The sequence below is a fragment of the Lederbergia citrea genome, from assembly GCF_018343525.1.
Lineage (GTDB): Bacteria > Bacillota > Bacilli > Bacillales > Bacillaceae_C > Lederbergia > Lederbergia citrea.
Genome location: NZ_JAGYPH010000002.1, coordinates 955639 through 970642 on the forward strand (window position 1 = coordinate 955639; position 15004 = coordinate 970642).

Annotated in this window: 12 protein-coding genes, 1 other RNA gene and 2 pseudogenes; 12 read left to right on the forward strand and 3 right to left on the reverse strand. The window is 39.0% G+C overall.

Features of this window, described 5'->3' with window-relative positions:
- The first annotated feature begins 20 nt into the window (after positions 1-20).
- The 6 genes from rnr (at position 21) to ssrA (ending at position 7686) form a co-directional block, all read left to right on the forward strand.
- Complete coding sequence (rnr, locus tag KHA88_RS13605; RefSeq protein WP_213122222.1) at positions 21-2372, forward strand: ribonuclease R; 2352 nt, start codon at positions 21-23, stop codon at positions 2370-2372.
- Positions 2373-2490: 118 nt separating this feature from the next.
- On the forward strand, positions 2491-2958 hold the full coding sequence (gene smpB, locus KHA88_RS13610; protein ID WP_213098084.1) for an SsrA-binding protein SmpB: 468 nt from the start codon (positions 2491-2493) through the stop codon (positions 2956-2958).
- A gap of 473 nt (positions 2959-3431) precedes the next feature.
- Positions 3432-4388, forward strand: coding sequence for an ABC transporter permease (locus KHA88_RS13615; RefSeq protein ID WP_213108004.1), 957 nt, complete (start codon positions 3432-3434; stop codon positions 4386-4388).
- A 150-nt stretch (positions 4389-4538) separates the two neighbouring features.
- Positions 4539-5426 carry a carbohydrate ABC transporter permease gene (locus KHA88_RS13620; protein ID WP_430413668.1) on the forward strand — a complete coding sequence of 296 codons (888 nt, stop codon included), beginning with the start codon at positions 4539-4541 and terminating at the stop codon, positions 5424-5426.
- Positions 5427-5486: 60 nt separating this feature from the next.
- Positions 5487-7127, forward strand: a complete 1641-nt coding sequence (locus KHA88_RS13625; RefSeq protein ID WP_213108007.1) for an extracellular solute-binding protein — start codon at positions 5487-5489, stop codon at positions 7125-7127.
- Positions 7128-7343: 216 nt separating this feature from the next.
- Positions 7344-7686, forward strand: a transfer-messenger RNA (tmRNA) gene (gene ssrA / locus KHA88_RS13630).
- Between the two features lie 378 nt (positions 7687-8064).
- Here the strand turns inward: ssrA and KHA88_RS13635 are convergent.
- Positions 8065-9033 carry an NAD(P)-dependent alcohol dehydrogenase gene (locus tag KHA88_RS13635; protein WP_213098080.1) on the reverse strand — a complete coding sequence of 323 codons (969 nt, stop codon included), beginning with the start codon at positions 9031-9033 and terminating at the stop codon, positions 8065-8067.
- Positions 9034-9300: 267 nt separating this feature from the next.
- On the opposite strand from KHA88_RS13635, the gene KHA88_RS13640 reads away from it, so the two are divergent.
- The 4 genes from KHA88_RS13640 (at position 9301) to KHA88_RS13655 (ending at position 12587) form a co-directional block, all read left to right on the forward strand.
- Positions 9301-9753: a hypothetical protein gene (locus KHA88_RS13640; RefSeq protein WP_213098079.1), complete on the forward strand. Its 453-nt coding sequence runs from the start codon at positions 9301-9303 to the stop codon at positions 9751-9753.
- A 289-nt stretch (positions 9754-10042) separates the two neighbouring features.
- Complete coding sequence (locus tag KHA88_RS13645; RefSeq protein ID WP_213098078.1) at positions 10043-10486, forward strand: MarR family winged helix-turn-helix transcriptional regulator; 444 nt, start codon at positions 10043-10045, stop codon at positions 10484-10486.
- Between the two features lie 51 nt (positions 10487-10537).
- Entirely contained in the window at positions 10538-11479 is a 942-nt protein-coding gene (locus KHA88_RS13650) for a ring-cleaving dioxygenase (protein ID WP_213098077.1), read from the forward strand.
- Between the two features lie 121 nt (positions 11480-11600).
- A complete protein-coding gene (locus KHA88_RS13655) occupies positions 11601-12587 on the forward strand; it encodes a ring-cleaving dioxygenase (protein WP_213122223.1) in 987 nt (328 codons plus the stop codon).
- A gap of 130 nt (positions 12588-12717) precedes the next feature.
- On the opposite strand, the pseudogene KHA88_RS21010 reads toward KHA88_RS13655, so the two are convergent.
- Positions 12718-12853, reverse strand: a pseudogene (locus KHA88_RS21010) (isochorismate family cysteine hydrolase YcaC); the annotation flags it as partial.
- A gap of 33 nt (positions 12854-12886) precedes the next feature.
- A complete protein-coding gene (locus KHA88_RS13660; protein ID WP_213122224.1) occupies positions 12887-13240 on the reverse strand; it encodes a winged helix-turn-helix transcriptional regulator in 354 nt (117 codons plus the stop codon).
- A 163-nt stretch (positions 13241-13403) separates the two neighbouring features.
- Between KHA88_RS13660 and KHA88_RS13665 the strand changes: the two are divergent.
- Positions 13404-14241, forward strand: a pseudogene (locus KHA88_RS13665) (pirin family protein).
- 169 nt (positions 14242-14410) lie between these two features.
- A complete protein-coding gene (locus KHA88_RS13670) occupies positions 14411-14977 on the forward strand; it encodes an NADPH-dependent FMN reductase (protein WP_213122225.1) in 567 nt (188 codons plus the stop codon).
- The last annotated feature ends 27 nt before the right edge of the window (positions 14978-15004 follow it).

Below are 15004 nucleotides of genomic sequence, written 5' to 3' on the forward strand. Positions count from 1 at the left end.
TTAAAGGAGGGAACAAATAGATGGATGAGAACATAAAAGCGCACGTAGACAAGGTTTTGGCCTATATGAAAGAGGAAGCATATAAGCCGTTGACCGTGAATGAATTAGAAGAGGCGTTTGAGATAAATGATGCATTAGAATTTAAGGACCTTGTCAAAACGCTTGTTCAGATGGAGGAGAAAGGGCTCGTAGTCAGAACAAGAAGCAATCGATATGGACTTCCCGAAAAGATGAATCTTGTACGTGGTACATTGTCAGGTCATGCAAAAGGCTTTGCTTTTCTACTTCCTGAAGAAGTTGGACTCGATGATATCTTCATCCCTCCACATGAAAAAAATGGCGCGATGCATGGCGATAAGGTTTTGGTCAGAGTTTCAGCTAATAGCTCAGGAACACGCCCTGAAGGTGCAGTCGTACGTATTTTGCAGCGTGGAGCGGAGCAAATTGTTGGAACTTATACAGAAAGCAAGCACTTTGGATTTGTCATTCCTGATGATAAGAAAATTGCCGATGATATCTTTATTCCGAAAAACGCGGATATGGGCGCGGTCGAAGGTCATAAAGTAGTTGTAAAAATTACTTCTTTTCCTGAGGATCGCAAAAATGCTGAAGGGGAAATTATTCAAATTCTTGGGCATAAAAATGATCCGGGGGTCGATATTCTTTCAGTTATTCATAAACACGGTTTGCCACTTGCTTTTCCTGATGAAGTAATGGACCAGGCAAATAGTGTTCCGGAAACGATAGATGAGTCCGAAATTCCAAACCGGAGAGATTTGCGCGGCGAAACAATTGTCACTATTGACGGCGCAGATGCAAAAGATTTGGATGATGCTGTAACGGTTACGAAGCTGGATAACGGAAACATCAAGCTTGGCGTCCATATCGCTGATGTGAGCCATTATGTAACTGAAGGTTCTCCGATAGACAGGGAAGCATATGAACGTGGAACTAGTGTTTATTTAGTAGACAGAGTGATTCCGATGATTCCTCATCGTTTATCGAACGGTATATGTTCCCTTAACCCGCAGGTAGATCGCTTTACTCTTTCCTGCGAAATGGAATTGAATGCACAAGGAGAAGTGGTTAATCACGAAATTTTCCAAAGTGTGATTAAGACAACCGAACGGATGACATATTCCGATGTTAATAAAATATTGATGGACAAAGACGAAGACTTGCGCAAAAAATATGAGAATCTTGTTCCAATGTTTGAATTGATGGAGGAATTACAAGGAATTCTGCAAAATAAGCGGATGAAACGCGGTGCCATTGATTTTGATTTTAAAGAAGCAAAAGTGATTGTAGATGAGGAAGGCAAGCCAACGGATGTCGTGATCAGGGAACGTTCAATGGGGGAACGGATAATTGAGGAGTTCATGCTTTGTGCAAACGAGACCATTGCAGAACATTTTCATTGGCTGGATGTACCATTCATCTATCGTATCCATGAAGATCCAAAGGAAGAAAAACTGCAGCGCTTCTTTGAATTTATTACGAATTTTGGGCTGATTGTCCGTGGTACGGCAAATTCCGTCCATCCCCGCGCATTACAGGAAATTATTGAAGCAGTGGAAGGCAAGCCTGAAGAAATGGTCATTTCCACATTGATGCTGCGATCAATGCAGCAGGCAAAGTATAATCCTGAAAGTCTTGGTCACTTCGGCCTATCGACAAAATACTATACTCATTTTACCTCGCCAATTCGTCGTTATCCTGACTTAATTGTGCATCGTCTAATTCGAACGTATTTGATTGAAGGCAAGCTAGATGATACGACACGTGAGAAATGGAATGCCAATCTTCAAGAAATCGCTGATCATACATCCAAACGTGAACGCCGCGCCGTTGATGCAGAGCGAGATACGGATGAGTTGAAAAAAGCGGAATTCATGGAAGACAAAATCGGCGAGGAATTCGATGGTATCGTCAGCTCAGTTACAAACTTCGGTATGTTTGTAGAACTACCTAACACGATTGAAGGTCTTGTTCATGTAAGCTATATGACGGATGATTATTACCGCTACGACGAACGCCACTTCGCCATGATTGGTGAGCGCACCGGAAATGTTTTCCGAATCGGTGACGAAATTACGGTACGGGTAATTAAAGTCAATAAAGAAGAACATGATATTGATTTTGAAATCGTCGGAATGAAAAATAATCGAAAGCGCAGAGAAGATGATACAAAACCAAGAATTGTGAAACTAAAAGATGCCGGAAAAGAAAATGGCCGCAAGAAGAACGGTGGACCACAAGGTTCCTCTGATGAAGAAGGCTGGTCAACGAGACCACCTAGAAAGAAGAAGAAAAAAACTTTTGAAAATAAACCATCTAATACGAGAAAAAAGCGGACTAGGAAAAAAAGCTGAACGACACGTAAGTAAAAAATCGCACCGTGCACCAAGGTTAGAGGGTTGTACTTCTAACCTTTTTTCCTTTCGTGTATAATAATGAAACAAATAGAATACAGCAAGGGGGTATAAACGAATGCCAAAAGGAGAAGGGAAATTAATTGCCCAAAATAAGAAAGCAGGCCATGATTATTTTATTGAAGAAACATATGAAGCCGGTATTGTCTTACAGGGGACTGAAATTAAATCAATTCGTGCCGGCCGTGTTAATTTAAGGGATTCCTTTGCGCGTATTCATCAAGGTGAAATATATTTGCATAATGCACATATTAGTCCATATGAACAGGGAAATCGTTATAATCACGACCCACTCCGTACAAGGAAGCTGCTTTTGCATCGGAAACAGATCAGTAAATTGATTGGTGAGTCAAAAGAGCAAGGATATTCCATCATTCCGCTAAAGATATATTTAAAAAATGGATTTGCAAAAGTATTGATCGGACTTGGAAAAGGAAAAAAGAAGTACGATAAACGTGAAGACCTGAAACAAAAAGAAGCAAAACGCGATATTGAAAGAGCATTTAGAGAACGCCAAAAAATATAATATAACTCTCTTATCGTTAGTAGCATGTTCGCCAACAATAAAGCGGATATGAAACTAACGCTTTTTTTTCGTCATATGACACATAATTGGTTATATTCTTTAAAATAGGTATTGACTATTTGTTACACCAAGTCTACAATGATATTACAAGTACTAGTCAATTAGTCATGTTGTTGTAAACAAAAAAGTAAACGCTGCCATTAATCAAAATTATAGAACTCTTTCAATTAAAAATAAATAACAATTTCATACTATTAGGTTGGTAAAATTACACATTGTTGAAAGCGCTTTATGATCTGAGTACTTCCTCTTAATCATTACTACAATTTATTGAGAAAGTTTGTGTAAACGAATACTATTTTTGTTCTGAATTACCCTAATATATCAATTATTAGGTGTTAATTCTTCAACGACATGAGAGATTAAAAAGAAAAAAATCGCAGACACAGCGAGAAGAAAAACGGGGGTACGATATGGAAAAGGCTGCGGTCAATCAAGGGGTCGTCGTAACGCCAAAAAAGAAATCATTATTTACTAGGCTTAGGAGTCAGTGGGATCTTCAATTAATGGTTATTCCGGCTATCATTTTTATCTTTATTTTTAGTTACATACCCATGTATGGAATTGTAATGGCTTTCAAAGATTACAACATATTTAAGGGCGTAATGGAAAGTCCTTGGGTCGGATTGAAACATTTTAAAATGTTCTTCGATGCCCCAGAGTTTTCGCAAGTAATGCGAAATACGCTCGTCATTAGTTTTCTGAAGTTTTTTATCGGCTTCCCTGCACCCATCATCCTTGCCCTGATGCTCAATGAAGTAAGGAATATGGCATTTAAGCGGGTTGTCCAAACAGTCAGCTATTTACCTCACTTTCTTTCTTGGGTGATTGTATCCGGCTTTGTCATGTCTCTATTATCGACGGACAATGGCAGCTTAAATATCGCCCTGGAAAAAATGAATGTCATCAATGAGCCGATTGGCTTTCTCAGTATTTCGAAGTATTTTTGGGCGATTTTAGTCACAACGAATGTCTGGAAAGATATCGGATTTGGTTCGATCGTCTATTTGGCAGCGATTGCAGGAATTGACCAGCAATTATATGAAGCAGCTGCGTTAGACGGAGCGAGTCGTTTTAAACAAATCTACTTAATTACCATTCCATCGATTATGCCAGTGATTTTGATCTTTATGATCTTGGCGATCGGCAACCTATTGAATGCTGGTTTTGAGGATATTCTCCTTCTCGGATCCAATCCAGTTGTCAGAGAAGTAGCTGATGTTCTAGACACCTATGTGTACCGAAGGGGTATCCAAAATTCGTTATTTTCTTATGCCACTGCTGTCGGTCTGTTTAAGGCAATCATCAGTGTCGGTTTACTGACAATGGCAAACTTCTTTGCACGCAGAGCGGGGAGCAGCTTATGGTAAAAATCAAAAGCGTAAGCGCCTTGGTCAGCCCCGACAAGCACAAGACGAAGCACGCAGGAAATCCTGATTTCTGGAGTGCTTTGGCTTGTGACCTCGAGGGGCTAGGCGCTGAAGCTAGACGTTTGGAAGAGGGGGATCCCATTGTTAAAAATGACGTTCAGTGATCGCGTTTTATCGATTACCATTTATATCTTGCTTTCTATTCTTGCTTTCGCAACTTTTTATCCGTTTTGGAACGCTTTAGTTATTTCATTCAATAGCGGAATCGATACGATGAAAGGCGGAATCACGTTTTGGCCAAGGGAGTTTTCTTTAGATAACTATAAAGTTGTGTTCCAGGATTCGCGGATATTAAATGGATTTTTCATCTCGGTATCCCGGACGGTTGTCGGAACATTTCTAGCTGTCATGTGTACGGCGATCTTCGCTTACGGAATGTCGCGAAAGGAATTGATTGGCCGTAACTACTATATGATTTTCTGTGTCGTTACGATGTTCTTTAGTGGTGGATTAATCCCGACCTTTATCCTGATCAGGGAACTACATTTATTCAATACGTTTTGGGTCATGGTTATTCCTGGATTGATTAGTGTATGGAACATGATTATTTTCCGGACATTCTTCCAAGCGCTGCCGTCCGGCCTTGAGGAACAAGCAAAAATTGACGGTTGCGGCTATTGGGGAACATTCTTCCGCATTGTCCTCCCGCTCTCAGGTCCGGTAATCGCTACCTTGTCCTTATTTACAGCAGTTTATCATTGGAATGATTGGTTCTCTCCAAGCATCTATATATCGGATCAAGGATTACTGCCTATTCAAACAATGTTACAACAAATTTTAAGTTCGAATATCATGACGGAGCAAATGGCTCAAGCTGATTCTGCGGCTGCAGGACGGATGGCGGCAATGAAATCGGTGTCAACAAAGTCGCTTTCTATGGCGACGATGATGGTTGCGACCATTCCAATCATTTGTGTGTATCCATTTGTACAGAAGTATTTCGTAAAAGGTGTTCTAGTAGGTTCTCTAAAGGAATAATCCTAATGGATTTAAAGCTTCATGCTTTGAATATAAAAAAAGTAACAAGGGGGAAAAGAAATGAGAATAACGAAAAAGTTATCCGCTCTATCTTTAGTAGCCATTCTGATGATTTTTACATTAATGGCGGGCTGTTCGAAAGAAAGTGCCGGCAGTGACAGCAAAGGTAAAACATCAGATTCCGGTAAGGAAAGCAGTGGCTTTAAATTAGGAGAAGATGAACTGGAATACACGATGTACGGTCATTATGACTGGTATACAATGCCGAACTGGGGCGAAGATGTTGCCACTAAGTGGATTAAAGAGAACATGAAAGTAAATGTTAAGCCAATTAGTTCGGGCGGAAATGCAGCACAAAAGTTTAATACAATGATTGTATCCAATGATCTTCCTGACGTAATGTGGTTAGATCGCGGACCAGATATGGACAAGCTGCGTGAAGCAGGAGCACTTGTTCCACTTGATGAGTATATTGAAAAATACCCTAACATTAAAGAATGGGTGGGTGAATCAACACTTAATATGCTTCGTGCTGAAGATGGAAAAGTGTACGGGATTCCTAACTGGTACACTTCACAGCCAAATGGAAATACAGGTTATGTAGTAAATGATAAAATTTATAAAGAGCTAGGTTCCCCAAAATTAGAAACAACAGATGATCTTTATAGTTATTTGAAACAAGTGAAAGAAAAATATCCAGATGTAATTCCTTATGAGCCAGGTCAAGGTGATGGCCTAGACGTTCTATATTCTGCATTTGCTGAAGAGCATCCATCAACATTTGTTGGGTTACGCGCAATACCAAACGGTGATAAGATGACTTCCGTTTTTACAGACCCTGTTTATAGAGAGTCTATGCAGTATATCAGCAAGCTTTTCCGTGAAAAGCTCATTTCACAAGATGCTTTGACGCAAACATTAGACCAAGTAAGAGAAAAAATTATGACTGGTAAGTTTGCTGTTTATGCAGCTTCAAGTCCAACTGAGATTTCTAACTTGGCTCATACAGTTCTAAGAGCGGAAGATCCTGATGCTGGCCTTAAAATGGTTTGGCCATTTCATAAAGAAGGTTTGGATAAAAACAATATCTTCCCTGGAACGTATTCACAGCTTGGCTGGAATGTAAGTGTTATTACGCAAAACGCAAAAAATCCCGAAGCTATCTTTGCTTTCCTTGACTGGATGGTAGGACCTGAAGGTCAACGTAATATTTTCTGGGGACCTGAAGGATTATACTGGGATGGAACAGATGCAGACGATGCACCAATTTTCACTGATAAATACGTAACAGACGTAGAAGAACGAGACAAACTAATGGAAACAACAAACAGCTTCCAATGGGTTGGAAATACAGTATATATTGATCAGTCTAAAACAAAATTTGAATTAACACTTCCTGAAGATCAACAAAACTGGGCAACTAGATACCAAACAGAAATTACTTGGAAGACACAATATAATGGTACGGAGTTCGCAAATCTTTCTCCTATGCCTGATTCTGAAGAAGGATTAACTGAGCAACGTGTCAACGATATTTACGATGAGGCACACGCAAAAGCACTTCATGCGAAGAGTGACGAAGAGGTTCTAAAAATCCTTGACGAAGCGGAAAAATCAGCTCAAGCAGTAGGATATGATAAGTTACTAGAATTTAAAACAAAGAAATGGCAAGATAACGTAGCTAGAATGGCTGGAAATTAATAAGGAAATAACTTTTTAAAAAGCTAAGAGTCTCTCCGGATAGCTCACTTACAATGTAAATGAGTCTGGAAAGACTCTTTGCTTTTTTAGTAATAAGTCTTTGGTATTGACTGTAAATATAGGTGGTGAACTTGCAAATTAGCACACGTATGATATAATAATATTTGTAACACATAGTGCTCAATATCTCCGAGTACCCTTTTATCATGGGGACGTTACGGATTCGACAGGGATAGTTCGAGCTCAGGTTGCGAGTCGAGGGGATCGTCCTCGTAAAAACGTCAAAGCCAATAATAACTGGCAAAGAAAACAACAACTTCGCTTTCGCTGCTTAATAACAGTCGATAGCGGTTCCTCCCTCCATCGCCCATGTGGTAGGGTAAGGGACTCACTTTAAGTGGGCTACGCCGGACGTCCTCCGCCTGAGGACCATGGAAGAGACCAATCAGGCTAGCGCTTCGGATGCCCGTCGATAGGCGGAAGAAGACGCGAAATAATAATATACCGACTACACTCGTAGACGCTTGAGTGCCGATGTTTCTGGACGTGGGTTCGATTAGTAAATAGTCGCCTTGTGTGGTAACACATAAGTGAAAACTCGGCTTTATCGGTGAAACCTAACTCGCGTAACTTGCGATACGGCAATGCCGAGCGGTATGTGGAGTAATCCAACAGCCGTGTATCGACTTATAGGCTGCCAGGACGGCTGGTAGTACTAGGATGCGGAAATCTGCCTGAAGGTCAGGTAAATATACTTTCGCATAATACGCCGAGGGGCCTGTGCAATGCAGGTTCAAGACATAGTCAGTGCCATGACGAAAGCATGGAATAGCACGTCCCACCGTCTCCACCAAATACATATTTGGTGGTTTTTTATTTTTATAATTGAAAAAACATCTCTTCAAATAATAACTTCTTTTTTAGTTTTTCCAAGTGATTATACTGTAAGAACAACTTTGCCTTGAGCGTGACCTTCCTGAAAATATTTGAATGCTTCAGATACTTCACTTAACTTATACCGCTTATCAATTACTGGTTTTACTTTGCCATCCTCAAGTAATTCTTTTACATAAATTAAATCTTTTTGGTTTGCTCTTTGTAAAAGGCTACTCATTTTCTTACTTCCAGTCATTGAAATAAAAGGCCCAAGAACTAAAGCTTGAAACAATTGGGATTCGGCTCCTCCTACATGAACAAAATTCCCATTTGGTTTTAATACACGTTTATAAGCTGAAATGGAATGAGACCCGTTCACACCAAGAATCAAATCATAACGCTCCTCTTTTTCGGTGAAATCCTCTTTTGTATAGTCAATGATTTGGTCTGCTCCTATCGATTGTAATATTTCTATATTTCTTGTACTACATACACCCGTTACTTCAGCCCCAAATGATTTGGCTATTTGTACGGCGAAAGTACCGACACCGCCAGATGCCCCATTAATTAAAACTTTCTTTCCCGACTTAATCTTACCTTTATTACGTAGTCCTTGTAAGGCTGTCACACTTGCCATAGGTGTGGCAGCAGCTTCTTCGAAGGAGATGTTGCTTGGCTTTAAAACTAAAGCATATTCCGGGACAGTTACATATTCAGCAAAACCACCCCAACCACAACCAGAGAGGTCGCCGAATACCTCATCACCTGGTTGGAATTGCTTAACCTCCTTGCCAACAGCTTCAACTATCCCGGCTATGTCACCACCGGGTATGGAATACTTTGGTCTCAGTAATCCGAAAGCAAAGCGAGCTAAAAACGGTTTGCCTTTTAAAAGAACCAAGTTACCAAAATTCAAAGATGCTGTATGAACTTTTACCAATACTTGATTCTCTAAAGGGGAAGGCTTTTCTATCTCTTTTAATTTAAGTACATCAGGTGAACCATATTTGTTACAAACTATAGCTTTCATAAAATGCCCCCAATTATCTTAGACTTTTTTGTATTTCCAAAGACATAAAAGACCCATAACAAAAGATACTGAAGTGTTATTTTTAATGATACGGAATAAAGGATGAAAAGATTCGAAATTTATTTGTCTTTTAAATGTCAAAGAGCGTTGTTGAATTGACGTAATATTCCGGTTTTTAAAAAATATATTCACTTTCCTTGCAAGAGAAAAGGATTTATTATACTTTAGGGACTAATTAAGTTAAAAACTAAGATAAGGAGGCTAAAAATGCCTACAAAAAATGAAAAACCCGTACTTGAAAATTTTGAAGTTGAAAAGGTGTTTGAGGGGCGCGTTCATGAGAGGCACGCATTCACTTTTAAGGTTCAGGGAGCTGAGTTTAAGGGGTATTTTCATGAGGACGAGATTCAATGGCTTCATCCTCACCCAAACCAAATAATCGATGAAAGTAAAGTGGAAACAATTGAATCAACCATATATGAATTAATGGGTAAATATGGCATTTCAAGTGGAATTAAAGATTTAAAAGTAGAAAAAGCATTCGAAGGCCGTATCCACGAACGCCAGCAATTTACTTTAAAGGTGCAAGGCGAGGAATACAAAGGATTTGTTCACCAAGGAGAAATTCAATGGTTCCATCCTCAGCCTCAGCAAAATCTAGAAGATAATCACGTTGAATCAATTGAATCAGAAATACATGAAAAAATATCGAAACAATAAGCTTAGGAAAAACGGCTCGAGTTTTATAAAAAGAAGGCCAACTACTTATGTAAGTTGTTCCGATTTTTATGGAATTCCAATAATAGTATATTAAATAAAAGACCAAATCGCATAGTGATTTGGTCTTTGTCTTTGTTGGTATATCAACAATCTCATTGATAATCGTCCGAATTATGTTCCATTTATCATTGTCAAAATGAAAATATCTCGAATTCGAGATATTTAACTTGATTTCATATCAATTGAGTGGTAAAGTGATGTCAAGGTTAGCGATGGGGAGGGTAACAAAATGCGCAATAATACGCTAGGATCTTTAATTTGGTTACGTTTAATGCGTTTTACGAACCAGAGTAACCAGCTGTCGAATGAGTTTTTAAAGCGGTTTGATTTAACAACAGCACAATTTGATGTGCTCATGCAAATTTATGTTTATCAGCCACTCACTCAAATCGAGTTAGCTAAAAAAGTAACCGTCACGCAAGGCGGTATTTCCCGTATGCTTGCACGGCTTGAGAAAGAAGGATATATTGTACGCAAGCAAGATTGGAAAACGAAAACGATCAGTCTAACTGAGAAGGGTGAAGGGATAATAGATACGGCCATGCCAGCTCAACTTGCATTTCAATCGTCATTTTTTGAAGATGTTTTAACAAAGGAAGAAACGAAAACATTGTATACGTTGATGACACGTGTACATAAACATAGCCAAAAAAAAGAATTGCCGCCTGAGTAATTTTTTTTACACTATCACTTGATTAATCAAGTTAAAAAAGGAGGAACCATTATGTTTAAAATCCCAGGGCATCATCATATTTCGATGATTACAAAAAATGCTCAAGCGAATAATCAATTTTATCAAAAAGTGTTAGGTATGAGGCGAGTTAAAAAGACCGTTAACCAAGATAACCCTTCTATGTATCACTTATTTTACGGAGATTTAACGGGAAGTGCGGGTACAGAGCTATCCTTTTTTGAAATGCCGTTAGCTGGAAGAACGTATCGTGGGACAAATGCCATTACGCAAATTGGCTTACTTGTACCATCCCTTGAAAGTCTAGAGTACTGGAAAAGGCGATTTGAGCTTTTAGATGTGACGCATGGAGAATTGACAACTTATGCAGGCCGAGCGGCACTTCCATTTGAGGATACGGAAGGGCTACGACTTATTTTACTAAATAATAATGGCGAAGAGATACCAGAATCCTGGTCAGCTTGGGAAGATTCCATCATAGGGAAAGACCATCGTATTTTAGGAATTGGCGCTGTGGAAATTACAGTGCGTTATTTGGAACGAACGGCTAGAACATTGCGGGATATATTTGGCTATGTAGAAGTAGCTCGTTCAGAAAACGAAGCCATTTATCAGTCAGTTGCAGGGCAAGCATTTGGTGAAATTGTTGTAAAGCAGCAGGAGGGGCCGAGTGAAAAGCCAGGGAAGGGAAGTATTCATCATTTAGCGATTCGTGTAAAAAACGAGGAAGAGTTACGCTATTGGGATAAAGCGGTGAAAGAACGTGGATTCCAATCATCAGGTATTGTCGATCGTTTCTACTTCCAAAGCTTATATTTCCGTGATTCCAATGGTATTTTATTTGAAATTGCGACAGATGGACCTGGATTTACAGCGGATTCAACTATTGAGGAGTTAGGGGGGAAATTAGATTTACCACCATTTTTAGAAGAACAACGTGCTGAAATTGAAGCGAAATTAGCACCGATCGATTAAAAAGGAGGGGGTAAACAGTTGAATATGATTTTTAATAGATAGAAAATATATTAAATCATCTCTTTTTTAGACCAATACTTTGAATTCAAAATATAATCAAAAGAACCAGGAGGAAAAAAACATGAACCATTTAAAAGGTATCCACCATGTTACTGCGATCACAAGTAGTGCTGAAAAGAACTATGAATTTTTCACATATGTGTTAGGGATGCGATTAGTGAAAAAGACGGTAAACCAAGACGATATTCAAACATATCACTTATTCTTTGCAGATGATAAGGGAAGTGCTGGAACGGATATGACCTTCTTTGATTTCCCTGGCATTCCAAAAGGGGTGCATGGCACAAATGAAATTTCTAAAACATCATTCCGAGTACCAACAGATGCGGCACTTGAGTATTGGGTAAAACGATTTGACCGACTTCATGTTGAACATACAGGTATAAAAGAGCAATTTGGTAAAAAGACGTTATCATTCGTTGATTTTGATGATCAAAAATATCAGTTGATTTCCGATGAGCAAAATGAAGGGGTAGCATCAGGAACACCTTGGCAAAATGGACCAATCCCAATAGAATTTGCAATTACAGGTTTAGGGCCGATTTTCGTGCGTATCGCAGATTTTAATTATTTTAAACAAGTTCTTGAGAAAGTAATGTTGTTTAAAGAAATTGACGCGGAAGGCGCAAATCATCTGTTTGAAGTTGGTGAAGGCGGCAACGGTGCCCATATTATTGTGGAACATAATGCAGTGTTACCAATTGCACGCCAAGGCTTTGGAACAGTTCATCACGCTGCATTCCGCGTTGAAAATCGTGCAGTATTAGATGAATGGACAGAGCGATTAGAGGGATTTGGTTTCCAAACATCTGGTTATGTGAATCGTCACTTCTTTGAATCGCTTTATGCACGTGTTGCACCACAAATTTTATTTGAATTTGCGACAGACGGTCCGGGCTTTATGGGTGATGAGCCATATGAAACACTCGGTGAAAAGTTATCATTGCCAACATTTTTAGAGCCGAAACGTGAACAAATCGAAAAACTAGTTCGTCCCATTGATACAGTAAGAAGCACCATTAAATATACGAAGGAATACGAGGTATAATCAAGGGATCTATTATCTCCGGTCATCGACGTAAGGAGTTATTACAGCAGTATAAAAAAGGGACGTAGTCTGATTTAGGCTCGTCCCTCTGTCATTTATTACTGCATTTCCAAATTTAAAACGTATCATTTTACTTGCTTGCAGCTTTCTGGGCTCCCATATAAATCCCAATCACATTTTCATAACCCGCCAGATGACAAGCAAGCAGAGCACCAAAACCTTCGGGTGTCGTTGCGCCAATCACGTTGCAGTTCGCTCGCCACGCTGCCTGTTGAACGGTATCTCAAGTTATTGATTTGTTAAAGTACATTACTTTCATTTTGATTATTTCTTTTCTTTTGTATGTGTGCTGTATGAGCAGTTCCCCACTCATGCATTATATCCAAGACAGGTTTCAAGCTTTTACCATATTCCGAAATAGAGTACTCAACTTTGGGTGGAATTTGCGGATAGACGACCCTGTCAATAATATCTTCCTCTTCCAACTCCCTTAATTGTTTGGTCAACATTTTTTGAGTAATATCTGGCATTAATCTTTTTAATTCACTAAATCGTTGAGTTCCTTCATTAAATAAATGCAGTAAAATGATCGGTTTCCATTTTCCTACTAAGATGCCTAAAGCTTCATCAACCTTACATCGTTCTGGATTCATCTCTATAACAACTCCTTATAGTATCATTTTTTATACTATACTACTTTATAGTGCGTACTACTATTTTCGTTTGGTTTAGTTCATAATAGCACATGTAGCAATTCATTACTATTCATGCTTAGTAATAGAAGCATTTTAATAAATTACAGAGGAGGAATTTGAAATGAGCAACGAATATGTTTGGTCTAGAGGAATTCGAAATGTTAGAGACGTCATATATCAAGAAAACTCGCCGACCCATAAAGTAGGATTGGTTCTTGAGCCGGGTAATTGGGAAGAATTTGATCCGTTTCTATTGATGGCGGAAGATTTTTTCCAGCGGGGAACATTCGGGATGCACCCGCATCGAGGCATTGAAACAGTAACATACGTGATTGATGGGAAGCTTGAACACTTGGACAATAAAACAGGGGGAGGGGAATTATTATCTGGAGACGTCCAATGGATGACAGCTGGTAAAGGTATTATTCATACTGAGGACCCAGCGATTGGAGAAACTGTACATTCACTGCAACTGTGGGTCAATCTTCCAAGTGATAAAAAAATGACCGAACCACGTTATCAGAATATGCGTGCACAGGATATGCCGGTTCGCCATGAAGATGGAGCAATAATACGTGTCTTTTCAGGATCTTCGAAAGGTGTCACTGCTGACACAAAAAATCATGTACCAGTTACAATGGTTCATTCTTGAACCGGGTACCACCGTTACGCAGGATCTTCCCGGTAGTTATAATGGATTCCTTTATATAATAGAAGGAGAAGGTACTTTCGGCAGTGGAAACACGAAAGGCAAGAAAGGGCAGGTTCTCTGGCTCGAGCGCGGAATAGGCGCTGAACAGAGTGAGGTGAAAATTCTCGCTAAAGAAAGACTACATGTCATGTTATATGCTGGGCAGCCTGTTGGAGAAAAAGTTGTAGCCCGTGGTCCATTTGTGATGAATTCGGAAGAAGAGATTGTACAGGCATACAAGGATTACAGAGAAGGTAAATTTGAATAAAAAGAGACGAAATTAATAGCTAGATAGTCTCTATTAGTATCTTTTTGTATACTATACCACTATAAAGTGCGTACTTCTCTATTTCTTTAATATGTATCATAATTATACTTGTAAGCCTCGAGCAAAACAAAATAAGAGTTACTACTTATAAAAAAAGGAGTTTTATATCATGGCAATTAAAGTTAAAGCAATTATCGGCAGTACAAGTTCAACTTCATTCAACCTAAAACTAGTTGAATATTTAAGGAATCAATATGCAGATCAATTAGACATTACACCCGTCTTTATTAATGACCTTGAAACTTTTTCAGTTGATATAGATAATAATCCACCAGCAAACGTGAAAGCATTCAAAGATGATGTGAAAGATTCAGACGCTGTTTTATTTGCAGTTCCTGAATATAACTTCTCCATTCCAGGTGCATTGAAAAATGCAATCGATTGGTTGTCACGTGGTGGAGATTTTACACTTAAAGAAAAACCCGCATTTATCATAGGGTCTTCCATGGGAGTATTGGGCAGTGTTCGTGCTCAAATCCACTTAAGAGAAATTCTATCAAACCCGGCATTAGCACCTGTTTTATTGCCAGGCAACGAAGTGTATATCGGTTCAGTTCACGAAAAAATAAACGAGGCTGGAGAGCTGACTGATCAAGGTACAATTGATTTCTTGGATCAGGTCGTTAAGAAATTCATTGAATTTTATAACAAAAATAAATCAGCTGTCCTCGTTTAATAAATTTTTCCTCCGAATAAAATATGG

Bases quoted from the DNA above. Each gene is read 5' to 3' on its own strand.
- rnr (WP_213122222.1), top strand. From the start codon at position 21: ATGGATGAGAACATAAAAGCGCACGTAGACAAGGTTTTGGCCTATATG.
- smpB (WP_213098084.1), top strand. From the start codon at position 2,491: ATGCCAAAAGGAGAAGGGAAATTAATTGCCCAAAATAAGAAAGCAGGC.
- KHA88_RS13615 (WP_213108004.1), top strand. From the start codon at position 3,432: ATGGAAAAGGCTGCGGTCAATCAAGGGGTCGTCGTAACGCCAAAAAAG.
- KHA88_RS13620 (WP_430413668.1), top strand. From the start codon at position 4,539: ATGACGTTCAGTGATCGCGTTTTATCGATTACCATTTATATCTTGCTT.
- KHA88_RS13625 (WP_213108007.1), top strand. From the start codon at position 5,487: ATGAGAATAACGAAAAAGTTATCCGCTCTATCTTTAGTAGCCATTCTG.
- KHA88_RS13635 (WP_213098080.1), bottom strand. From the start codon at position 9,033: ATGAAAGCTATAGTTTGTAACAAATATGGTTCACCTGATGTACTTAAA.
- KHA88_RS13640 (WP_213098079.1), top strand. From the start codon at position 9,301: ATGCCTACAAAAAATGAAAAACCCGTACTTGAAAATTTTGAAGTTGAA.
- KHA88_RS13645 (WP_213098078.1), top strand. From the start codon at position 10,043: ATGCGCAATAATACGCTAGGATCTTTAATTTGGTTACGTTTAATGCGT.
- KHA88_RS13650 (WP_213098077.1), top strand. From the start codon at position 10,538: ATGTTTAAAATCCCAGGGCATCATCATATTTCGATGATTACAAAAAAT.
- KHA88_RS13655 (WP_213122223.1), top strand. From the start codon at position 11,601: ATGAACCATTTAAAAGGTATCCACCATGTTACTGCGATCACAAGTAGT.
- KHA88_RS13660 (WP_213122224.1), bottom strand. From the start codon at position 13,240: ATGAATCCAGAACGATGTAAGGTTGATGAAGCTTTAGGCATCTTAGTA.
- KHA88_RS13670 (WP_213122225.1), top strand. From the start codon at position 14,411: ATGGCAATTAAAGTTAAAGCAATTATCGGCAGTACAAGTTCAACTTCA.